At 72.8% G+C, this 20,307-nt stretch carries 21 protein-coding genes; 9 read left to right on the top strand and 12 right to left on the bottom strand.

The window, feature by feature from the left end:
- Window positions 1-8: 8 nt before the first annotated feature.
- Complete coding sequence (locus tag ACIQKA_RS24240) at window positions 9-686, bottom strand: response regulator (RefSeq protein ID WP_383152570.1); 678 nt, start codon at window positions 684-686, stop codon at window positions 9-11.
- A gap of 22 nt (window positions 687-708) precedes the next feature.
- The gene (locus ACIQKA_RS24245) at window positions 709-1,911 is read right to left on the bottom strand and encodes a sensor histidine kinase (RefSeq protein ID WP_383152571.1); all 1,203 of its coding nucleotides are present in this window, start codon (window positions 1,909-1,911) and stop codon (window positions 709-711) included.
- Between the two features lie 96 nt (window positions 1,912-2,007).
- Here ACIQKA_RS24245 and ACIQKA_RS24250 point away from each other — a divergent pair, with 96 nt between their 5' ends.
- Together ACIQKA_RS24250 and ACIQKA_RS24255 are read left to right on the top strand one after the other, a co-directional pair.
- The gene (locus tag ACIQKA_RS24250) at window positions 2,008-2,994 is read left to right on the top strand and encodes an SAM-dependent methyltransferase (protein WP_383152572.1); all 987 of its coding nucleotides are present in this window, start codon (window positions 2,008-2,010) and stop codon (window positions 2,992-2,994) included.
- Between the two features lie 66 nt (window positions 2,995-3,060).
- Window positions 3,061-4,203: an NADH-quinone oxidoreductase subunit D gene (locus ACIQKA_RS24255; protein ID WP_366379050.1), complete on the top strand. Its 1,143-nt coding sequence runs from the start codon at window positions 3,061-3,063 to the stop codon at window positions 4,201-4,203.
- A gap of 101 nt (window positions 4,204-4,304) precedes the next feature.
- Here ACIQKA_RS24255 and ACIQKA_RS24260 read toward each other — a convergent pair whose 3' ends face one another.
- The 5 genes from ACIQKA_RS24260 to ACIQKA_RS24280 all read right to left on the bottom strand — a co-directional run bounded on the left by ACIQKA_RS24260 (window position 4,305) and on the right by ACIQKA_RS24280 (window position 8,342).
- Window positions 4,305-4,796: a GNAT family N-acetyltransferase gene (locus ACIQKA_RS24260; RefSeq protein WP_383152573.1), complete on the bottom strand. Its 492-nt coding sequence runs from the start codon at window positions 4,794-4,796 to the stop codon at window positions 4,305-4,307.
- Entirely contained in the window at window positions 4,793-5,836 is a 1,044-nt protein-coding gene (locus tag ACIQKA_RS24265; protein WP_383431005.1) for a hypothetical protein, read from the bottom strand. The genes ACIQKA_RS24260 and ACIQKA_RS24265 overlap by 4 nt, the downstream gene beginning before the upstream one ends.
- Window positions 5,837-5,966: 130 nt before the next feature.
- Window positions 5,967-6,950: an ABC transporter substrate-binding protein gene (locus ACIQKA_RS24270; protein ID WP_383152575.1), complete on the bottom strand. Its 984-nt coding sequence runs from the start codon at window positions 6,948-6,950 to the stop codon at window positions 5,967-5,969.
- 5 nt (window positions 6,951-6,955) lie between these two features.
- The gene (locus ACIQKA_RS24275; protein ID WP_383431004.1) at window positions 6,956-7,654 is read right to left on the bottom strand and encodes an ABC transporter permease; all 699 of its coding nucleotides are present in this window, start codon (window positions 7,652-7,654) and stop codon (window positions 6,956-6,958) included.
- A 1-nt stretch (window position 7,655) separates the two neighbouring features.
- Window positions 7,656-8,342: an ABC transporter permease gene (locus ACIQKA_RS24280; RefSeq protein WP_383152577.1), complete on the bottom strand. Its 687-nt coding sequence runs from the start codon at window positions 8,340-8,342 to the stop codon at window positions 7,656-7,658.
- Between the two features lie 144 nt (window positions 8,343-8,486).
- Between ACIQKA_RS24280 and ACIQKA_RS24285 the strand changes: the two genes are divergently transcribed.
- Window positions 8,487-9,452, top strand: a complete 966-nt coding sequence (locus ACIQKA_RS24285; protein ID WP_402542373.1) for an ABC transporter ATP-binding protein — start codon at window positions 8,487-8,489, stop codon at window positions 9,450-9,452.
- A gap of 18 nt (window positions 9,453-9,470) precedes the next feature.
- Here ACIQKA_RS24285 and ACIQKA_RS24290 read toward each other — a convergent pair whose 3' ends face one another.
- Window positions 9,471-10,583, bottom strand: coding sequence for an alpha/beta hydrolase (locus ACIQKA_RS24290; RefSeq protein WP_402542374.1), 1,113 nt, complete (start codon window positions 10,581-10,583; stop codon window positions 9,471-9,473).
- A gap of 165 nt (window positions 10,584-10,748) precedes the next feature.
- Here ACIQKA_RS24290 and ACIQKA_RS24295 point away from each other — a divergent pair, with 165 nt between their 5' ends.
- The 6 genes from ACIQKA_RS24295 to ACIQKA_RS24320 all read left to right on the top strand — a co-directional run bounded on the left by ACIQKA_RS24295 (window position 10,749) and on the right by ACIQKA_RS24320 (window position 15,660).
- Window positions 10,749-12,596, top strand: coding sequence for a phosphatidylglycerol lysyltransferase domain-containing protein (locus tag ACIQKA_RS24295; RefSeq protein WP_402542375.1), 1,848 nt, complete (start codon window positions 10,749-10,751; stop codon window positions 12,594-12,596).
- A gap of 98 nt (window positions 12,597-12,694) precedes the next feature.
- A complete protein-coding gene (folP, locus tag ACIQKA_RS24300) occupies window positions 12,695-13,555 on the top strand; it encodes a dihydropteroate synthase (protein ID WP_383152581.1) in 861 nt (286 codons plus the stop codon).
- Window positions 13,552-14,043, top strand: coding sequence for a nuclear transport factor 2 family protein (locus ACIQKA_RS24305; RefSeq protein ID WP_383152582.1), 492 nt, complete (start codon window positions 13,552-13,554; stop codon window positions 14,041-14,043). Before folP ends, ACIQKA_RS24305 begins: the two co-directional genes overlap by 4 nt.
- Window positions 14,044-14,177: 134 nt before the next feature.
- A complete protein-coding gene (folB, locus tag ACIQKA_RS24310) occupies window positions 14,178-14,537 on the top strand; it encodes a dihydroneopterin aldolase (RefSeq protein ID WP_356539075.1) in 360 nt (119 codons plus the stop codon).
- Window positions 14,534-15,133: a 2-amino-4-hydroxy-6-hydroxymethyldihydropteridine diphosphokinase gene (gene folK / locus ACIQKA_RS24315; protein WP_383152583.1), complete on the top strand. Its 600-nt coding sequence runs from the start codon at window positions 14,534-14,536 to the stop codon at window positions 15,131-15,133. Before folB ends, folK begins: the two co-directional genes overlap by 4 nt.
- A 47-nt stretch (window positions 15,134-15,180) precedes the next feature.
- The gene (locus tag ACIQKA_RS24320; RefSeq protein ID WP_383152584.1) at window positions 15,181-15,660 is read left to right on the top strand and encodes a DUF3180 domain-containing protein; all 480 of its coding nucleotides are present in this window, start codon (window positions 15,181-15,183) and stop codon (window positions 15,658-15,660) included.
- A gap of 21 nt (window positions 15,661-15,681) precedes the next feature.
- Here ACIQKA_RS24320 and folE read toward each other — a convergent pair whose 3' ends face one another.
- The 4 genes from folE to tilS form a co-directional block, all read right to left on the bottom strand.
- Window positions 15,682-16,287 carry a GTP cyclohydrolase I FolE gene (gene folE / locus ACIQKA_RS24325; RefSeq protein WP_383152585.1) on the bottom strand — a complete coding sequence of 202 codons (606 nt, stop codon included), beginning with the start codon at window positions 16,285-16,287 and terminating at the stop codon, window positions 15,682-15,684.
- Window positions 16,288-16,382: 95 nt separating this feature from the next.
- On the bottom strand, window positions 16,383-18,404 hold the full coding sequence (gene ftsH / locus ACIQKA_RS24330) for an ATP-dependent zinc metalloprotease FtsH (RefSeq protein WP_383152586.1): 2,022 nt from the start codon (window positions 18,402-18,404) through the stop codon (window positions 16,383-16,385).
- 171 nt (window positions 18,405-18,575) lie between these two features.
- Entirely contained in the window at window positions 18,576-19,115 is a 540-nt protein-coding gene (hpt, locus tag ACIQKA_RS24335; protein WP_121832400.1) for a hypoxanthine phosphoribosyltransferase, read from the bottom strand.
- 41 nt (window positions 19,116-19,156) lie between these two features.
- Window positions 19,157-20,194, bottom strand: coding sequence for a tRNA lysidine(34) synthetase TilS (tilS, locus tag ACIQKA_RS24340; RefSeq protein ID WP_383152587.1), 1,038 nt, complete (start codon window positions 20,192-20,194; stop codon window positions 19,157-19,159).
- Between the last annotated feature and the right edge of the window lie 113 nt (window positions 20,195-20,307).

Below are 20,307 nucleotides of genomic sequence, written 5' to 3' on the forward strand. Positions count from 1 at the left end.
CCGCCGGGCTACGCCGCCCCGCCGCCGCCCGCCCGCACCAGGCCCGACTCGTACGCGAGGACCACGACCTGGACCCGGTCGCGCAGGCCCAGTTTGGTCAGGATGCGGCCCACGTGGGTCTTCACCGTCGCCTCGGAGAGGACGAGCCGGGCGGCGATCTCGCCGTTCGACAGGCCCTGCGCGACCAGCATCATCACCTCCCGCTCCCGGTCCGTCAGGCGCCCCAGCTCCTTGCGCTCGGGCTCCTTGCCCGTGGACGGCAGCATGGGCGAGAAGCGGTCGAGGAGGCGGCGGGTGGTCGAGGGCGCGACCACCGCGTCCCCGCTGTGCACCGAGCGGATCGCGCCCAGCAGCTCCGCCGGCGGCACGTCCTTCAGCATGAAGCCGCTGGCGCCCGCCTTGAGGCCGGAGAACGCGTACTCGTCGAGGTCGAAGGTGGTCAGGATCAGCACCTTGGGCGGGTCGGGCTGCGCGCAGATCCGCCGGGTCGCCTCCACCCCGTCGAGGCGCGGCATGCGCACGTCCATCAGGACGACGTCGACCGCCGTGGACCGCAGCACCTCCAGGGCCTCGGCGCCGTCGCCCGCCTCCGCCACGACCTCCATGTCCGGCTGGGCGGCCAGCACCATGCGGAAACCGGTGCGCAGCAGCACCTGGTCGTCGACGAGCATCACGCGAATGGACATGGGGCCTGTTCCTTAGGGGTCGTCAGTGGGCGGGCTTGAGGGGGAGCAGGGCGCTGATCCGGAAGCCTCCGCCCGGACGCGGGCCCGCGTCCAGGGTGCCGCCGACCATGCCGACCCGCTCCCGCATGCCGATCAGACCGTGGCCCCGCCCGTCGGCGCCCCCGTCCTCGTACATCTCCTGCGGCGCTCCCCGGCCGTCGTCCTCGACGAGCAGCCCGAGGCCGTCGTCGAAGTAGACCAGGCGGACGCTGGCGCCCGCGTCGGGCCCGCCGTGCTTGCGGGTGTTGGTGAGGGCCTCCTGCACGATCCGGTACGCGGTGAGCTCGACGCCGCTGGGCAGCGGGCGGGGGCTCCCCTCGATCGCGAAGTCGACGGTGAGGCCGGCGCCCCGGACCTGCTCCACGAGGTCCTCGATCTGGCCCACGTCGGGCTGCGGCACGTACTCCCCGGCCTCCTGGTGCTCGCCGGTGCGCAGGATGCCGAGGAGCCTGCGCATCTCGGCGAGCGCCTGCCGGCCGGTTCCGGAGATGGTCTCCAGGGCCTGCTTCGCGGTCTCCGGGGAGGAGTCCATGACGTAGGCGGCGCCGTCGGCCTGGACCACCATCACCGACACGTTGTGCGCGACGACGTCGTGCAGCTCGCGGGCGATCCTGGCCCGTTCGGCGGCGACCGCGACCTTGGCCTGGGCCTCGCGCTCCCGCTCCAGGCGGGAGGCGCGCTCCTCCAGCTGCGCGAAGTAGGCGCGGCGGGTGCGGAGGGAGTCGCCGAGGACCCAGGCGAGGACGAACGGCACGGTCATGATGATCGTGAAGAAGATCCGGGCGGCGCCGGAGGTGGGCTCCTCCACCGGCCATCTGAGCTGGGAGAGCGTGGCGGCGCTCAGTCCGCCGGCGAGGGCGAGCCGGGACGCCCAGCGCGGTCCGTCGTGCGCCGCGACCGTGTAGACGATCACGAACATGGCGAAGTCGGCCGGGAACGGTTCCAGGCCGAGGGCGAGCTGGGCCAGGCCGAGGGCGACGGTGAGCAGCAGCATCTTCTCGGGGACCCGCCGGCGCAGCGCCAGGACCAGGGAGAAGAGCGCGGCGACGACTCCGTACGCGACGGGGTGGTCGACTCCGGGGTGGGCCGAGCCCACCCACAGCAGGGAGAACCCGAGGAGGACGAGGGCCCAGAAGCCGTCGACGCCCGTCGGGTGTCTGCGGAGGAAGTCGTAGAGGCGCTGCACGTCACCCAGCGTAGGGAAGGGGAAAGGTTCGGGGATCAACCGTGGGGGCGATCCTCGGCCCGAGGGCCGTACTCCCCGAGGTGGAGACTATGGCCTGTGACGGATGAGACGCGGCGGTGGCGGGGGTGGCGGGAGGCCACGGAGCGGGCGCTGTACGGCCCCGGGGGCTTCTATCTGCGGCCCGAGGGCCCCGCGGGGCACTTCCGCACCTCGGTGCACGCCTCCCCGCTGTTCGCGGGGGCCGTGGCCCGGCTCCTGGGCGAGGTGGCGGAGGAGCTGGGGACGGACGGGGTCGACCTGGTGGACGTGGGCGCGGGGCGCGGGGAGCTGCTCGCGGGGGTGCTCGCGGCGACCGCCGGGAGCGGTCTCTCGGTGCGGGCGTACGCGGTCGAGCGCGCCGCGCGCCCGGAGGGGCTCGACCCCCGGGTGGAGTGGACGGACCGGCCGCCGCGCGGGGCGCGGGGGCTGCTCTTCGCGAACGAGTGGCTCGACAACGTGCCGGTGGACGTGGCCGAGGCGGACGCGGCGGGCACGGCCCGGTACGTGGAGGTGTCCCCGGACGGGGCGGAGCGGCTCGGCGCGCCCGTCTCCGGCGCGGACGCGGAGTGGCTGGCGCGCTGGTGGCCGCTGCGGGAGCCCGGCGCGCGGGCCGAGATCGGGCGGCCCCGCGACGAGGCCTGGGCCTCGGCGGTGTCCTGCCTGGCGGCGGGCCGTGCGGTGGCCGTGGACTACGCGCACGTACGGGGCTCCCGGCCGCCCTTCGGCTCGCTGACCGGCTTCCGGGCCGGCCGCGAGGTCCCGCCGGTCCCGGACGGCTCCCGCGACCTGACGTCCCACGTGGCGCTCGACGCGTGCGCGGCGGCCTGCGGAGGGGCGGACACGGAGCTGGTCACGCAGCGGGAGGCGCTGGGGCGGCTCGGGGTGACGGGGGACCGACCGCCCCTCGCGCTCGCCTCGACCGATCCCGCCGGATACGTCAGGGCCCTCTCCTCGGCCGGCGAGGCGGCCGAGCTGACCGCCCGGGGCGGCCTCGGGGACTTCCTCTGGCTGACCCGGCGGGTGCCGGACGTCCCCTCGGCCTGACGCCCCGGCGGGCGCCGTCGGCGGACGGGCCGTGGGGGCGGCGCCCGTACGGGAGATACTGGCCGCATGACGGAGACGACGGTCGGAATCGGCGGCGCGGCGGAGAGCACCGACATGGTGCTGAACATCGGGCCGCAGCACCCCTCGACCCACGGCGTGCTCCGGCTGCGGCTCGTCCTGGACGGCGAGGTGATCCGGTCGGCCGAGCCGGTGGTCGGCTACATGCACCGGGGCGCCGAGAAGCTCTTCGAGGCGCGGGACTACCGGCAGATCGTCATGCTGGCCAACCGCCACGACTGGCTGTCCGCCTTCTCCAGCGAGCTGGGCGTGGTGATGGCCGTCGAGCGGATGCTGGGCATGGAGGTCCCGGAGCGCGCGGTGTGGGCCCGCACGCTCCTCGCCGAGCTGAACCGGGTCCTCAACCACCTCATGTTCCTCGGCTCGTACCCGCTCGAACTCGGCGGGATCACCCCGGTCTTCCACGCCTTCCGGGAGCGCGAGGAGCTCCAGGCGGTGATGGAGGAGGCGTCCGGCGGCCGGATGCACTACATGTTCAACCGGGTCGGCGGCCTCAAGGAGGACCTGCCCGCCGGGTGGACGGGCCGGGTGCGGCAGGCCGTCGCGGACGTGCGCTCGCGGATGGACGTGTACGACCGGCTCGTCCTCGGCAACGAGATCTTCCGGGGCCGCACGCGCGGGATCGGGGTCCTGTCGCGGGAGGCGGTCCACGGGTACGGGGTGTCGGGGCCGATCGCCCGCGCCTCGGGCGTCGACTTCGACCTGCGCCGCGACGAGCCGTACCTCGCGTACGGGGAGCTGGCGGACGTCCTGCGGGTGGCGGTGCGCGAGGAGGGCGACTGCCTGGCCCGGTTCGAGTGCCTGCTCGACCAGACGCACAACTCCCTGGACCTGGCGGACGCCTGCCTGGACCGGATGGAGGAGCTGCCGCCGGGGCCGGTCAACCAGCGGCTGCCGAAGGTGCTGAAGGCACCGGAGGGCCACACGTACGCGTGGACCGAGAACCCGCTCGGCGTGAACGGCTACTACCTGGTGTCGAAGGGCGAGAAGACCCCGTACCGGCTGAAGCTGCGCTCGGCCTCCTTCAACAACATCCAGGCCCTCGCCGAGCTGCTGCCGGGGACGCTGGTCGCCGACATGGTGGCGATCCTGGGCTCGCTCTTCTTCGTCGTGGGCGACATCGACAAGTAGGAACCGGCGCCGTCCGTGCCGACGGGCAGGACCCGCCGCTGTCCGTACCGGCGAGCAGGACCCGCCACTGCCCGTGTCAACTCGACGAGCAGGACCCGCCGCTATCCGTCCTCGCGGCGCATCACCGCGTACGCGCGCCCCGACGTGCCGGGCGTGCGCCGGTCGTACACGGTCCAGCCCCAGCCCTCGTACCGCTTGGTCAGCTCCGGTACGTCGAGGGTCATCAGCAGGCGTGAGCCCGGGGCCAGGCCGGCGAGGATCGCGTCGTGGAGGGCGCGGCCGACGCCGAGGCCCTGGCGGGCGGGGGCGACGACGAGTTCGGCGAGTTCGAAGGCGGGCTCCCGGCCGGTCAGGACGGTGTCGGTCCAGCCGGCCGTGAAGCCCAGGAGTTCGTCGTCGGGGCCGAGGGCGGCGACGGCCCGGAAGTCGGGCCGCCCGACCGCCGAGCCGAGCAGCCGCTCCACGGTCCGTACGGCGCCGAGCGGCGGCTCGTGCCAGGGCTCGCCGCAGAAGGCCTGGGCGCACAGGGCGAGCAGTTCGTCCCGGCGGCGGGCGGCCTCACCGGCGGGGAGGGCGGCGAGGCGGTGCGTCACGAGTTCACGGCCCCGCGCAGCTCCGCCACGTCGAGCTGTTCCGTCTCGTCGTGCGCGGTCAGGTCGATGACCTGGCCGATCGCCCGCGGCGGCACGGAGGTGCCGATGCCGGTGGCGGGGCCGTCGACCGGGGTGAGGACCGGGGCGCCGAGCGCGGCCCCGGCGGCCAGGACCTCCTCGCCCACGACGTCGGCGAGGTCGGTGTTCTGCACCGCCTCGATGGCGTCCGCCGTCTTCTGCGCGCCGAAGAAGTCGAAGCCGCCCTCGGGGCGCGGGACGGGCCGGCGGGCGGCGTAGGGGACGATCGCGGCGGCCACCGGCACGGGGGCGGCGGGCGGGAGCGCGAGGGCGGCCGGCCGGGTGTGCTGCTCGGTCCCGGCGGCCGCCGCGTGCTTCCCCTGCGGCTCCTCCGTCTCCCGGGCGCGCTCGGCGAGGTCGCGGGCGCGGGCGGTCTCGGCGGTGCGGCGGGCCTGCTGGGCGGCGGCGTTGCGCGGGAGGTCGCGCAGGGCTTGGGCAGCGCGGCGGAAGGCCTCCGGGGTGAGGGCGGAGCCGCCGGCCGGCAGGGCCTTGGCGTCGCCGCCGCCCGCGTTCTCCAGGGCGAGGACGCGGCGGCCCTCCAGGGCGCTGGCGCGCTCGGTCTCGGCGGTGGCGTAGCGGCGGAGCAGGTCGGCGTGCTCGCCGCGCAGCCCGGCGAGCTCGACGCGCTTGGCGCGGAGCTTGGCGTCGAGCCGGGCGCGCAGGGCGCGGGACTCGTCGAGGTCGGACTCCAGTTCGGCGACCCGCTCCTCGGACTTCCACTGGTCGGCGGCGCGCGCCCGCTCGGTCTCGGCGACCCGCAGTCCGGCGCTCCGGTCCCAACTGCGCATGAGGAAGGCGCCGGTGACGGCCGCGGCCGCCGCGGCGGCGGTCAGCAGCCGCACGACCACCAGGTCTCCGGGCAGCCAGGCGGCCGCGGCGCACACGACCGCGGCGCCGGCGACCGCGGAGGGCGGCAGCAGCTTGTGCAGAGGCGGGGAATGGCGGTGGCGTCCACGTGGCATGGCCTGAAATTTACCGTGCGTAGGCGTCACGTGGGGGGTCGGCCCGGCAATCTCTTGGCCACTTCTCGCCACCGGAAGTGGTTATCGACCGTTCCGGTTCCGTTTCGGGCCGACTCCCTCCGTCCCGCGCCTACTTCTTGAGCAGCCCCTTCGTCGTCAGATACTCCTTGGCGACGTCCTCCGGCTTCGCCCGCTCGGCATCCACCTTGCGGTTGAGTTCGGCGAGATCCGCTGTGGTCAGCACCTTGGTGATCCCGTCGAGGGCGGCGGCTATCTCGGGAGAACCGGCGTCCTCGGCGTTGACCACGGGCAGCACGTTGTCGGCGTTCTGCAGCTTCTTGTCGTCCGCGAGGAAGACGAGGCCGTAGTTCTCGATCGTGGCGTCCGTGGTGGTCGTCAGGACGAGCTGGTCCACCCCGTCCTTGACGGCCTGCTTGGCCTGCGGGGTGCCGACGCCCTTCGGGTCTATCCCGGCCACGTCGATCCCGTACGTCTTCTTCAGACCGGGGGCGCAGAAGGGGCGCACGGCGCATTCGTCACCGGCGGCGATCTTCACCTTGATCTTGGACGCGCCGAGATCGGAAAGCGTCTTCAGCTTGTTCTTCTCGGCGAATTCCCTCGACACCGCGAAGGCGTTCTGGTCGACCGCCTCTCCGACCGCGAGCACCTTCAGACCGCGCGGCTCGGCGAGCTTCCGCAGCGCCTCGACCGTGGCCGCCGCGTCGCCGGAGGCGACCGGCTTCTCCTCGGGCGCCTTCGGCCCGTTCACCTTGGCGTTGAGGAATTCCGCGATCGTCGCCGCGTATTCCGGGACGACGTCGATCTCGCCGCTCTCCAGGGAGGGCTCGTACAGCTCGCGGTTCTTCACCGTCGTGATGGAGACGGCGTATCCGGCGTCCTTCAGCGACTGCGCGTACAGCTCGGCGAGGACCTTGGCCTCGGTGAAGGCGGCCGCGCCGACCACGAGCGAGCCCTTCGACCCGCCGGAGCTCCCGGAGCCCTTCTTTCCGTCCTCCAGGCTGTCACCGCCGCACGCCCCGAGGGTGGCGGTCAGCGCCGCCGCACCCAGCAGCGCGCCCGCGATACGCGAGACCCTGTTCACGAGATCACCCATCCAAGTCAGCTTCGTCGAGTCGTTCGGTCGTTCGTCCCGCGCGCGTGCCCCGGCCCCGACAGGAGCCGGTCCGCGCCGGCGAGCACGCCCTCCACCAGGAGGGCGAGCAGGGCCACGAGCACGGCACCCGCGACCACCTGCCCCGTGTCGTACGTGGCGAACCCGGCCGTGATGATCCGGCCGAGCCCGCCCTGGCCCACCATCGCCGCGACCGTGGCCGTGGCGACCACCTGCACCGCGGCCGAGCGGACCCCGGTCGTCACCACCGGCCGGGCGAGCGGCAGTTCCACCCGCAGGAAGACCTGCCCGCCCGTCATCCCCATGCCCCGCGCGGCCCGCACCGCGGCCCGGTCCACCTCCCGCACGCCCACGTAGGCGTTGGTGAGGAGCGGGGGCATCGCGAACAGCACCAGGGCCACCACGGTCGGCACGTATCCCGCGTTCCGCAGCGGCGACACCATGAACAGGGCGAGGACCGCGAAGACGGGGACCGCCCGCCCCACGTTCGACACGTTCACCGCGAGCGCCCCGCCCCGGCCCAGGTGGCCCAGCCACAGGCCGAGCGGCAGCGCGAGCGCCGACGCGACCAGCAGCGCGAGCCCGCTCACGTACACGTGCTCGGCGAGCCGCTGCCCGATGCCGCCGTCGCCCGTCCAGTGCGCGCCGGTGGTGAGCCAGCCCCAGGCGTCCGTCACGACCCCCACCTCACCCACCTCCCGGCGCGGTCCGTATGCGGGCCCAGGGCGTGAGGAGCCGCTGGAGGCCCAGGAGCAGCAGGTCGGCGACGACGGCGAGCAGCACGCACAGCACCGAGGCGGCGAGCACCTGCGCCTTGAAGAAGGTCGGCAGCGCGTCCTCGATGAGGTTGCCGAGACCGCCGCGCCCGACGACCGAGCCGATCGTCGTCAGCGCGATCGTCGACACCGTCGCCATCCGCACGCCGGCCATCAGGACCGGCAGCGCGAGCGGCAGTTCGACCTCCCACAGCAGCCGCAGCGAGCCGTACCCCATGCCCCGGGCCGCCTCCCGCGTCTCGGCCGGCACGGCGGCGAGGCCCGCCAGCGCGTTCCGCACGAGGATCGTCAGGGCGTACAGCACGAGGCCGGTCACCACGAGCGCCGCCGAGAGCCCGAAGAACGGCAGCAGCAGCGAGAACATCGCCAGCGACGGGACCGTGTAGAGCAGGGTGGTCAGTCCGAGCACCGGCCCGGCGAACCGGGGCCTGGCCCGCACGAGCAGCGCCAGCGGCACCGCGACGACGAGCGCGATCAGCACCGAGGCGACCGTGATTCCCACATGCTGGAGCAGCGCGTCGGTCAGCTCCCCGCTGCGCGTGCGGAGGTACTCCCCGCAGATCCAGTCGTTCGCGACCAGACAGTTCGGCGCGCTCATCGTCCCTCCCCCCGGGCTCTCCACCCACCCGAACGCATGTGTGGACGACCCTAACCCCCACCACCGACAATCCCCGAGAGCCGCCACAATGCGGCAACACGCCCTTCACACACCCCCGCCGCCCAGGGGCCAGAATGGGGAACCATGATCCGGTTCGAGCACGTGACCAAGCGGTACGACGACGGCACCACCGCCGTGGACGACCTCTCCTTCGAGGTCGCCGAGGGCGAACTCGTCACCCTGGTCGGCCCGTCCGGCTGCGGCAAGACGACCACGATGATGATGGTCAACCGGCTCGTCGAGCCGACCTCGGGCCGCGTCCTCGTCGACGGGAAGGACGTCGCGGACGTCGACCCGGTCGCCCTGCGCCGCAAGATCGGCTACGTCATCCAGCAGGTCGGCCTCTTCCCCCACCGCACCGTCCTCGACAACACCGCGACCGTCCCGTCCCTCCTGGGATGGAAGAAGGCGGCGGCACGCGCGCGCGCCGCCGAACTCCTCGACCTCGTCGGCCTCGACCCCGCCACCTACGGCCCCCGCTACCCCGCCCAGCTCTCCGGCGGCCAGCGCCAGCGCGTCGGCGTCGCCCGCGCCCTCGCCGCCGACCCGCCCGTCCTCCTCATGGACGAGCCCTTCGGCGCCGTCGACCCCGTCGTCCGCGAACGCCTCCAGAACGAGTTCCTCGCCCTCCAGGCCACCGTCCGCAAGACCGTCCTCCTCGTCACCCACGACATCGAGGAGGCCGTCCGCATGGGCGACCGCATGGCCGTCTACGGACAGGGCCGCATCGAGCAGTTCGACACCCCCGCCACCGTCCTCGCCGCCCCCGCCACCCCGTACGTCGCCGACTTCGTCGGCAGCGACCGCGGCCTCAAGCGCCTCGCCGTCACCCCCGTCACGGAGGCCGACCTCGACCCCGTGCCGACCGGCGGACCCGCGAGCGCCGACGGCACCCCCGTGCCCCTCGGCACCTCCCTCAAGGAGGCGCTCGCCGTGCTCCTCCAGCACGACACCGGACGCCTCACCGTCACCGGCGCCGACGGCGAACCCCTCGGCGTCCTCACCCCGGCCGGCGTCCACCGCGCCCTGCGCCGGGCCACGGCCGCGTGACGGCCGCGCGCCCCGGGCTCACCCCGCGCTGAGCTTCCCGCCCATCCACACGAGCCCCGGCGGGATCTCCCGGTTCCACGTGTTGAAGTTGTGGCCGCCGCTCTCCAGCGTGATCGACGAGACCTCCGCCGGGCCCTTCACCTTCCGGACGAACTCCCGCGTCCCCCTCAGGTTGTCCTCGCCCTTCAGCGACGTCGTCACCAGGAACGACGACCTCCCCTGCGGCAGGTGGTCCAGGCTCCACAGCAGGTCCGCCCGCTTGCGCAGCCGGTCGTCGCCCCGGAAGAGGTCGCCGGTCGTCACGTCCTCCGCCGCCCGGTAGTACGCCGAGAAGCCCGCCCCCGCCGCGAACCGGTCCGGATGGTGCAGCGCGATCTTCAGCGCGCAGTACGCCCCCGTCGAGTTCCCCATGAAGCCCCAGTTCCGCGCCTCCCTCCCCACCCGGTACGCCTCCGAGACCGCCTTCGGCAGGTCCCGCGCGAAGAAGGTCTCCGTCTGCGGGCCCCCCGGCACGTCCACGCACTCGGTGTCCCTGGGCGGCGCCACCGTCGGACGCAGCATCACCAGGACCATCGGCTGCATCCGGCCCCGCTTCGCCTGCTCGTACGCCGTCCTCGGGTACTTCAGGCCCTTGATCAGGTTCTCCGCCGTCCCCGGATACCCCGTGAGCACCACCGACGCAGGGAACGTCCGCCCCGCGTGCTCCTCCTGGAAGTACTCCGGCGGCAGGTACACGTAGGCCGGCGAGACGATCCTCGACCGCTCCCCCGCCACCACGACCTTCTGGATCTGCCCGCCGACCTCCGGACGCCCCCCGCCCGGCACGTCCACCGCCTGCTTCCCCACCACCCGCAGGTCCTTCGAACCCGACCCGTGGTCGACGACCACGCCCATGTCCTGCTCCTGCCCGAACAGGTCCGCCCACGAGCCGTAGAAGAGGAACGACCGGTTCGCCGTCAGGCCCACCGCGGCGAACAGCGTCACCTGCGTCACCAGCAGCAGACCCACCCGCCCCACGACCGAACGCCATCCGCCGCGCGCGAGCCGCGGCCACAGCAGGACCGTGGCCAGGAACAGCGCCACGGCCGCCACGACCGCCAGCACGAGGACCTTGGTACTGGTGAGACCCATGAGTCGACCGAGCCTTCTTTCCGAGAATTTCCTGTGAACCGATGAACCCGGCCCCGCACGGCGCCGTCCTAGAAGGCGCACCAGCCGGAACGGCCCGCCGAACGCGCCGCAGGGCCCGACCGGAGTCAAAGACCCTGCGCAGGACCACGGGAAGTACGGGAAGCCATGTCTGTCACGGTAGATGGGGACAAAAAGGGATTGGTTCCGGTGCGAGCACGCCGGATTCTCCGCGGCCCCGCGCCCGAGAAGGTGCCCTCCCTCGTCGGCACCGCCTGCACCCTCGTCGGACTCCTCGACATCGCCGCCGGAGTCTTCCCCCGCTTCCGCGCCAGCCGCGTCCACGCCGTCGCCGAAGTCCTCCCCGGCACCCTCGGCCCCCTTTCCGCCGCCCTCTCCCTGAGCGCCGGCGTCCTCCTGCTGCTCCTCGCCCACGGCCTCAAGCGCCACAAGCGCCGCGCCTGGCGCGCCGCCGTCGTCCTCCTCCCCCTCGGCGCCACCGCCCAGTTCGTCTGGCGCCACTCGGTCCTCGGCGCCCTCCTCTCCCTCGCCCTCCTCGCCCTCCTGGTCCGCCACCGCGACCAGTTCGCCGCCCTCCCCGACCCCCGCAGCCGCTGGCGCGCCCTCGCCAACTTCGTCGTCATGGGCGCCGGCTCCATCGCCCTCGGCCTCGTCATCGTCAGCGCCCACCCGCGCCGCGTCATCGGCAGCCCCAGCCTCACCGACCGCCTCGAACACGTCCTGTACGGACTCCTCGGCGTCGAAGGCCCCGTCGGCTACACCCACGGCGTCGACTGGACCGTCGGCTACTCCCTCGGCGCCCTCGGCATGCTCACCGCCCTCACCACCATCTACCTGGCCTTCCGCCCCGAGCACCCCGCCGCCCGCCTCACCGACGACGACGAGACCCGGCTGCGCGCCCTCCTCGACCGGCACGGCGGCCGCGACTCCCTCGGCCACTTCGCCCTCCGCCGCGACAAGGGCGTCATCTTCTCCCCCAGCGGCAAGGCCGCCGTCTGCTACCGCGTCGTCTCCGGCGTCATGCTCGCCAGCGGCGACCCCATCGGCGACGTCGAGGCCTGGCCCGGCGCCATCGAACGCTTCATGGACGAGGCCAAGATCCACTCCTGGACCCCCGCCGTCATGGGCTGCTCCGAGACCGGCGGCCAGGTCTGGACCCGCGAAACCGGCCTCGACGCCCTCGAACTCGGCGACGAGGCGGTCGTCGACGTCGCGGATTTCTCCCTCTCCGGACGGGCCATGCGCAACGTCCGCCAGATGGTCACGCGCATCGAGCGCAACGGCTACACCACCCGCGTCCGACGCGTCCGTGACCTCGACGACGCCGAACTCGAACGCGTCCGCCGCGCCGCCGCCGACTGGCGCGGCACCGACACCGAACGCGGCTTCTCCATGGCCCTCGGCCGCATCGGCGCCCCCGGCGACGGCGACGCCGTGATAGCGACCGCCCACAAGACCGACGACACCGGCACCGCGGACTCCCCCTACGGCGACCTCAAGGCGATCATCCACTTCGTCCCCTGGGGCCGCGACGGCATGTCCCTCGAACTCATGCGCCGCGACCGCTCCGCCGACCCCGGCATGAACGAGCTCCTCATCGTCGCCGCCCTCCAGGCCTCCCCCGCCCTCGGCATCGCCCGCGTCTCCCTCAACTTCGCCATGTTCCGCGCCGCCCTCGCCCGCGGCGAGAAGATCGGCGCCGGCCCCGTCCTCCGCCTCTGGCGCGGACTCCTCGTCTTCCTCTCCCGCTGGTTCCAGATCGAGTCCCTCTACAAGTTCAACGCCAAGTTCCGGCCCCGCTGGGAACCCCGCTTCGTCGTCTACCGCACCAGCCGCGACCTCCCCCGCATCGGCTTCGCCGCCATGCAGGCCGAGGGCTTCGTGAACCTCTCCCTCCCCCGCCCCCTCACCCGCCGCCGCCCCGCCCCGGCCCCCCGCCCCTGCGCCCACATCACCCCGGCCCGCCCCGCCGAGCACGAGGCCCGCGCCGCCTGAGACCGCCCGCGCCCCCGCCGGACCGGGGAAGTACCGCGCCGATCGGACCGGGCCCCCGCGTCCGGCCCGATCGACGGGCCACCCCCTACGCTGGTCCCATGAGTACGACGACCGACAGGGGCACGGCCCGGGGCCTGCCGGAGTGGGACCGCTGCGCGGTCATGGGCGTGGTCAACGTGACCCCCGACTCCTTCTCCGACGGCGGCCGCTGGTTCGACACCACGGCCGCCGTCAAACACGGCCTCCACCTCGTCGCCGAGGGCGCCGACCTCGTCGACGTCGGCGGCGAGTCCACCCGCCCCGGCGCCACCCGCGTCGACGAGGAGGAGGAGCTCCGCCGCGTCGTCCCCGTCGTCCGCGGCCTCGCCGCCGAAGGCGTCACCGTCTCCGTCGACACCATGCGCGCCACCGTCGCCGCCCGCGCCGTCGACGCCGGCGCCGTCCTCGTCAACGACGTCAGCGGCGGCCTCGCCGACCCCGGCATGGTCCCCGCCGTCGCCGCCGCCGAAGTCCCCTTCGTCGTCATGCACTGGCGCGGCTTCAGCGACACCATGAACGGCCTCGCCGTGTACGACGACGTCGTCACCGAAGTCCTCACCGAACTCCGCACCCGCATGGAGGCCGTCGTCGACGGCGGCGTCGACCCCGACCGCGTCGTCATCGACCCCGGCCTCGGCTTCGCCAAGCTCGCCCCCCACGACCTGGCGCTCGTCGCCCACCTCCCCGAGCTCCACGCCCTCGGCCGCCCCCTCCTCGTGGCCGCCTCCCGCAAACGCTTCCTCGGCCACGTCCTCGCCCACGAGGGCGCCGCCCCGCCCCCCGCCCGCGAACGCGACGCCGCCACCGCCGCCGTCTCCGCCCTCGCCGCCCACGCGGGCGCGTGGGCCGTCCGCGTCCACGAGGTCCGCGCCACCGCCGACGCCGTCAGGGTCGCCCGCGCGGTCGAAGGAGCCAGGTGACCCCCGCCACCGACGAAGCCGCCGTCGAAGCCGCCAACACCGCCTTCTACGAGGCGATGGAGACCGGCGACTTCGAAACCGTCTCCGGCCTCTGGCTCGCCGACGACACCGCCCCCGTCACCTGCGTCCACCCCGGCTGGCCCGCCCTCACCGGCCGCGGCGAGGTCCTCCGCTCGTACGCCCTGATCATGGCGAACACCGACTACATCCAGTTCTTCCTCACCGACCTCAGGATCTCCCTGGCCGGCGACACCGCCCTCGTCACCTGCACCGAGAACATCCTCAGCGGCGGCCCCGCCGAGGACGGCGCCGAACTCGGACCCCTCGTCGGACAGCTCGTCGTCGCCACCAACGTCTTCCGCCGCACCCCCGACGGCTGGCGCATCTGGTCCCACCACGCCTCCCCCGTCCTCGCGGAGACCGACGGCCCCGACCCCGCCGAACCCACCCTGGACGACGCCCCCGGCGACCCCGAACCACCCGCCTGACCTGCGCTTCCACCCGCCCCCGGCCCCCCGCGGGCATGCCCTGTCGGTCCTCGCGGGTAGATTCGACGACGGACACCCGGCCGTCCGCACCCGGCTGCGTGGCCACCCGAACTACGACAGCAGGAGTGATTCGCGTGGATCGTGTCGCGCTGCGCGGCCTCAAGGCCCGGGGCCATCACGGCGTCTTCCCCAAGGAGCGCGAGGAGGGACAGACCTTCATCGTGGACCTGACCCTCGGCCTGGACACCCGCCCCGCCGCCGCCGGGGACGACCTCACGAAGACCGTCCACTACGGGATCGTCGCCGAGGAGGTCGTCGACGTCGTCCAGGGCGAACCCGTCGACCTGATCGAAACCCTCGCCGAACGCATCGCCCAGAAGTGCCTGAGCCACGCCGGGGTACAGGAGGTGGAGGTCGTCGTCCACAAGCCGGACGCGCCCATCACCGTGCCCTTCGACGACGTCACCGTCACGATCACCCGGAGCCGACGATGAAAGCGACGCACAGCGACCCCACCGTCCAGCCCGTACCCGCCTCCGTCGTCGAGACCGTCGACGCGGCCGACACCACCCTCTCCAACCCCCGCTGGGCCGTCCTCGCCCTCGGCGCCAACCTCGGCAACCGGCTGGAGACCCTCCAGGGCGCCGTCGACGCCCTCGCCGACACCCCCGGCCTCCGGGTCAAGGCCGTCTCCCCCGTCTACGAGACCGAGCCCTGGGGCGTCGACCCCGGCAGCCAGCCCTCGTACTTCAACGCCGTCGCCCTCGTGAAGACGACCCTGCCGCCCTCCTCCCTCCTGGAGCGCGCCCACGCCGTCGAGGAGGCCTTCCACCGCGTCCGCGAGGAGCGCTGGGGCCCCCGCACCATCGACGTCGACATCGTCGCGTACGCGGACGTCGTCTCCGACGACCCCGTCCTCACCCTGCCCCACCCCCGCGCCCACCAGCGCGCCTTCGTCCTCGCCCCCTGGCACGACGTGGACCCCGAGGCCCAGCTCCCCGGCCGCGGACCGGTCGCCGGCCTGCTCTCCTCCGTCGGCGACGAGGGCGTCACCCTCCGCACCGACCTGGAACTCCGTCTGCCCGAGTAGTCGTTAGGCTCGTGGCAGACCGCCCGCGCCCACATGAAGGACACCCGGTGAAACGACTGCGGCTGAAGGTGCTCGCCGGACTGTTCCTGACGGCCGGGATCCTCTCCTGGGGCGGCGCCCGGCTCTGGGACGCCGTCGGCACCCTCCCGAGCGTGCCGGTCGCCGCGCCGATCGTCCTCGCCGTGATCGCCGTCGTCCTCGCCGCGACCGCCCTCTCGATCCGCGCCCGCCTCAGGGCCCAGCGGGAGCGCCGCCCCGGCGCCAAGGGCGTCGAGCCCCTGATGGCGGCCCGCGCGGTGGTCTTCGGCCAGGCCAGCGCCCTGGTCGCCGCCCTCGTCGCCGGCATGTACGGCGGCACGGGCGTCTTCCTCCTCGGCTTCCTCGACGTCCCGGCCCGCCGCGACCAGGCCCTCCACGCGGCCCTCGCGGTCCTGGCGGGCCTGGCCGTCATCGCGTCCGCCCTCTTCCTGGAACGCGTCTGCAGGCTGCCGGAGGACGACGAAGGCCCGGGCAGCGCCCGGGCCTGAGGTCCTTCTCCGCGGTGGCGCTCAGCGCGCCATGATGAGGCTCATCGCCTCGGCACGGGTCGCGGGGTCCCGCAGCTGGCCGCGGACGGCCGAGGTGATCGTCTTCGCGCCGGGCTTGCGGATGCCGCGCATCGACATGCACATGTGCTCGCACTCGAAGACCACGATGACTCCGCGCGGCTCCAGGATCTCCATCAGCGAGTCGGCCACCTGGGTGGTCAGCCGCTCCTGCACCTGCGGACGGCGGGCATAGACGTCGACCAGACGGGCCAGCTTCGACAGGCCGGTGATCTTCCCCGACGTGGACGGGATGTATCCGACGTGGGCCACCCCGCGGAACGGGACGAGGTGGTGCTCGCAGGTCGAGAACACCTCGATGTCCTTGACGAGGACCATCTCGTCGTGGCCCAGGTCGAACGTGGTCGTCAGGACGTCCTGGGGCTCCTGCCGCAGGCCCGCGAATATCTCCTTGTACGCCCGCGCCACCCGCGCCGGCGTCTCCCTCAGGCCCTCGCGGTCCGGGTCCTCGCCGACCGCGATGAGGAGCTCTCGTACGGCGCTCTCGGCGCGCTTCTCGTCGAAGTCGCCGATCCTGCCCTCGCCGTCCAGGGTCACCGGGTCGGTCATCTTTGCCTCGTTCCGTATGCCTGTGTGCGCGAATGGCCGCGCCCCCACAGGCTAAAACCTGTGGGGGCGCGGGATCCATTCCGGGTCCGCCGGGGTCAGTCCTCCGGGGACGGCGGGTCCACCGGGGCGATGTCGATGCCCTTGGTGGTGTCCACCGGGGTGGACGAGCCGTTCGCGCTGTTCGTCAGGGCCAGCTCCTTGGGGGAGAGGACCGGCGGGCGCGTGGAGGGGGTGCGGCGGGAGGAGCCGGTCCACGCCGGGCGGGCCGGGCGCTTCACGATCGGGGCGAAGATCTCGGCGATCTGCTCCTTGTTGAGGGTCTCCTTCTCCAGGAGGGCGAGGACCAGGTTGTCGAGGACGTCGCGGTTCTCGACGAGGATCTCCCAGGCCTCGTTGTGGGCGGTCTCGATGAGCTTCTTGACCTCTTCGTCGACCAGCGCCGCGACCTCTTCCGAGTAGTCGCGCTGGTGCGCCATCTCGCGCCCGAGGAAGGGCTCGGTGTTGTCGCCGCCGAACTTGATCGCGCCGAGGCGCTCGGTCATGCCGTACTGGGTGACCATCGCGCGGGCCGTGGCGGTGGCCTTCTCGATGTCGTTCGCGGCGCCGGTGGTCGGGTCGTGGAAGACCAGTTCCTCGGCGGCGCGTCCGCCCAGCATGTAGGCGAGCTGGTCGAGCATCTCGTTGCGGGTGGTCGAGTACTTGTCCTCGTCCGGCAGGACCATCGTGTAGCCCAGGGCGCGGCCGCGGGACAGGATGGTGATCTTGTGGACGGGGTCGGAGTTCGGCGAGGCCGCCGCGACCAGGGCGTGGCCGCCCTCGTGGTACGCGGTGATCTTCTTCTCCTTGTCCGACATGATCCGGGTCCGCTTCTGCGGGCCCGCGACCACGCGGTCGATCGCCTCGTCCAGCGCCTTGTTGTCGATCAGCTTCTGGTCGCTGCGGGCGGTGAGGAGCGCCGCCTCGTTGAGGACGTTGGAGAGGTCCGCGCCGGTGAAGCCGGGGGTGCGCCGGGCGACGGCGCCGAGGTCGACGTCCGGGGCGACCGGCTTGCCCTTCTGGTGGACCTTGAGGATCTCCAGACGGCCCTGCATGTCCGGGCGGTCGACGGCGATCTGCCGGTCGAAGCGGCCGGGGCGCAGCAGCGCCGGGTCGAGGATGTCGGGGCGGTTCGTGGCGGCGATCAGGATGACGCCGCCCTTGACGTCGAAGCCGTCCATCTCGACGAGCAGCTGGTTGAGGGTCTGCTCGCGCTCGTCGTGGCCGCCGCCGAGGCCGGCGCCGCGGTGGCGTCCGACGGCGTCGATCTCGTCGACGAAGACGATGGCCGGCGCGTTGGCCTTGGCCTGCTCGAAGAGGTCGCGGACCCGGGAGGCGCCGACGCCGACGAACATCTCGACGAAGTCGGAGCCGGAGATCGAGTAGAACGGGACCCCGGCCTCGCCGGCGACGGCGCGCGCGAGGAGCGTCTTGCCGGTTCCGGGCGGGCCGTAGAGCAGGACGCCCTTGGGGATCTTGGCGCCGACGGCCTGGAACTTGGCGGGCTCCTGGAGGAACTCCTTGATCTCGTGGAGCTCCTCGACGGCCTCGTCGGAGCCGGCGACGTCGGCGAAGGTGGTCTTCGGCGTGTCCTTGGTGATGAGCTTCGCCTTGGACTTGCCGAACTGCATGACGCGGGAGCCGCCGCCCTGCATCTGGTTCATCAGGAAGAGGAAGACGACCACGATGAGGACGAAGGGGAGGAGGGAGAGCAGGATCGAGACGAAGGGCGACTGCTTCGTCGGGGAGACGGTGTAGCCCTTCTCGATCTGTCCGGCCTCGAACTTCTCCTGGAGCTTGTCGGCGAGGGCGACGCCCTGGCTGCCGATGTAGCTGGCCTGGATCTTGTCGCTCTTGTTGATCTTCTGGCCGTCGACGAGGTCGATCTTGATGAGCTGCTCGTCGCCGGTGGTGATCTTTGCCTGCTTGACCTGGTTCTTGTCGATCGCCTGGACGACCTGGCCGGTGTCCACCGTCTTGTAGCCCTCGGACGAGCCGACGACCTGCATCAGCACGACCACGGCGAGGACGGCCAGCACGATCCACATGACCGGCCCACGGAAGTATCGCTTCACGTCCATCCATACGGAGCGACAGCGCTCCGTCCCTCCTGCCCGTAGGAAAATGCTGCTGTGAGTACTGCTGTGTGAAAAAGCTGTTCTTCGGACGGTACCTCAGCATCGTCGCCCGCGACCGCCTTCCCGTGGTTCAACGGAGGGAAGGCGGTGCGGGTTCCCCGTACGGCCGTGGTTTCAGCCGCCGTAGACGTGCGGGGCGAGCGTGCCGACGAAGGGGAGGTTCCGGTACTTCTCCGCGTAGTCGAGGCCGTAGCCGACGACGAACTCGTTGGGGATGTCGAAGCCGATCCACTTGACGTCGATGGCGACCTTGGCGGCCTCGGGCTTGCGCAGGAGGGTGCACACCTCCAGGGAGGCGGGCTCCCGCGAGCCGAGGTTGGACAGGAGCCAGGACAGGGTCAGGCCGGAGTCGATGATGTCCTCGACGATCAGGACGTGCTTGCCCTTGATGTCGGTGTCGAGGTCCTTGAGGATGCGGACGACGCCGGAGGACTGGGTGCCGGCTCCGTAGGAGGAGACGGCCATCCAGTCCATGGTGACGGGGGTGGACAGGGCGCGAGCCAGATCCGCCATCACCATCACCGCGCCCTTGAGGACGCCGACGATGAGCAGGTCCTTGCCCGCGTATTCCGTGTCGATCTTCGCGGCCAGCTCTGCCAGCTTGGCGTCGATCTCTTCCTTGGTGATGAGCACCGACTGGAGGTCGGTGCCCATGTCCTTCTCGTTCACCCGGGTCACTTTCGTTGCAGCGTGCGTCAGCCTTGCCGGATGACCAGTCTGCCACCCTGGCGGCGGGCTTCGACGCGGCCGGGCAGGTTGATGGCGCCCTGGCCGCGCCAGCCGGTGACGAGGCGGTCGACTTCCTCGATGTGGCGGGCGAAGAGGGATCCGGCGGGTGCGCCCTCGGCGATGACGGCGCGGCGCAGGACGCGGCGGCGCACGGCGGGGGGCAGTCCGAAGAGTTTGGCGCACTCCAGGGCGCCGGCCTCGTCGCGCACGGCGGTCTCGGCGTCGGCGGCCCAGGTGTCGAGGGCGTCGGCGTCGTCGCGGGAGAGCTGGGCCGTACGGGCGAGGGCTTCGACGACGCCTTTGCCGAGGGCCTTCTCCAGGGCGGGGAGGCCTTCGTGGCGGAGTCGGGAGCGGGTGTAGGCGGGGTCGGCGTTGTGGGGGTCGTCCCAGACGGCGAGTTCCTGTGCGACGCAGGCCTTGCGGACGGTCTGGCGGTCGAGCTGGAGGAAGGGGCGCCGGTAGCGGCGGGCGGCGCCGGAGACGGCGGCCATGCCGGAGAGGGAGCGGATTCCGGAGCCGCGGGCGAGGCCGAGGAGGACGGTCTCGGCCTGGTCGTCGCGGGTGTGGCCGAGGAGGACCGCGGCGGCGCCGTGGCGCTCGGCGGCGGCGTCGAGGGCGGCGTAGCGCGCGTCGCGGGCGGCGGCCTCGGGGCCTCCCTCGCGGCCGACGGTGACGGCGACGGCCTCGGAGGGGGCGAGGCCGAGCGCGGTCATGCGTTCGGCGACCTCGGCGGCCCGGGTGTCGGAGCCGTCCTGGAGGCCGTGGTCGACGGTGATGCCGCCGGCGCGCACGGGAAGCTTGCGGGCCTCGAAGGCGAGGGCGGAGGCGAGCGCCATGGAGTCGGCGCCTCCGGAGCAGGCGACGAGCACGAGGGGGGTGGTGTGCGCGTCGGCCGTGGTGGGGGGAGGGGTGTTCCGGTGCTCTGCCCGGTGTTCTGCAAGGACGTCGTGGAGTACGCGGCGGACCGCCAGGCGTATCGCCGCGACCGCAGGATGGGGACCCATGTCCGGTGCCCTTCGTGATGGGGGTGGGGTGCCTCGGTCGGAGTCTTAACGGTCGGAATGGGGGGTTCGGTCACTCAGAGTGCGTCGATGGTGACAGAAACCCGGCCGTTACC

Source organism: Streptomyces sp. NPDC092045 (assembly GCF_044756005.1).
Classification (GTDB): Bacteria; Actinomycetota; Actinomycetes; order Streptomycetales; family Streptomycetaceae; genus Streptomyces.

Coding starts and splice junctions, on each gene's coding strand:
- ACIQKA_RS24240 (WP_383152570.1), bottom strand. CDS start 686: ATGTCCATTCGCGTGATGCTCGTCGACGACCAGGTGCTGCTGCGCACC.
- ACIQKA_RS24255 (WP_366379050.1), top strand. CDS start 3,061: ATGACGGAGACGACGGTCGGAATCGGCGGCGCGGCGGAGAGCACCGAC.
- ACIQKA_RS24265 (WP_383431005.1), bottom strand. CDS start 5,836: ATGCCACGTGGACGCCACCGCCATTCCCCGCCTCTGCACAAGCTGCTG.
- ACIQKA_RS24270 (WP_383152575.1), bottom strand. CDS start 6,950: ATGGGTGATCTCGTGAACAGGGTCTCGCGTATCGCGGGCGCGCTGCTG.
- ACIQKA_RS24280 (WP_383152577.1), bottom strand. CDS start 8,342: ATGAGCGCGCCGAACTGTCTGGTCGCGAACGACTGGATCTGCGGGGAG.
- ACIQKA_RS24285 (WP_402542373.1), top strand. CDS start 8,487: ATGATCCGGTTCGAGCACGTGACCAAGCGGTACGACGACGGCACCACC.
- ACIQKA_RS24290 (WP_402542374.1), bottom strand. CDS start 10,583: ATGGGTCTCACCAGTACCAAGGTCCTCGTGCTGGCGGTCGTGGCGGCC.
- ACIQKA_RS24295 (WP_402542375.1), top strand. CDS start 10,749: ATGTCTGTCACGGTAGATGGGGACAAAAAGGGATTGGTTCCGGTGCGA.
- folP (WP_383152581.1), top strand. CDS start 12,695: ATGAGTACGACGACCGACAGGGGCACGGCCCGGGGCCTGCCGGAGTGG.
- folK (WP_383152583.1), top strand. CDS start 14,534: ATGAAAGCGACGCACAGCGACCCCACCGTCCAGCCCGTACCCGCCTCC.
- folE (WP_383152585.1), bottom strand. CDS start 16,287: ATGACCGACCCGGTGACCCTGGACGGCGAGGGCAGGATCGGCGACTTC.
- ftsH (WP_383152586.1), bottom strand. CDS start 18,404: ATGGACGTGAAGCGATACTTCCGTGGGCCGGTCATGTGGATCGTGCTG.
- hpt (WP_121832400.1), bottom strand. CDS start 19,115: ATGGGCACCGACCTCCAGTCGGTGCTCATCACCAAGGAAGAGATCGAC.
- tilS (WP_383152587.1), bottom strand. CDS start 20,194: ATGGGTCCCCATCCTGCGGTCGCGGCGATACGCCTGGCGGTCCGCCGC.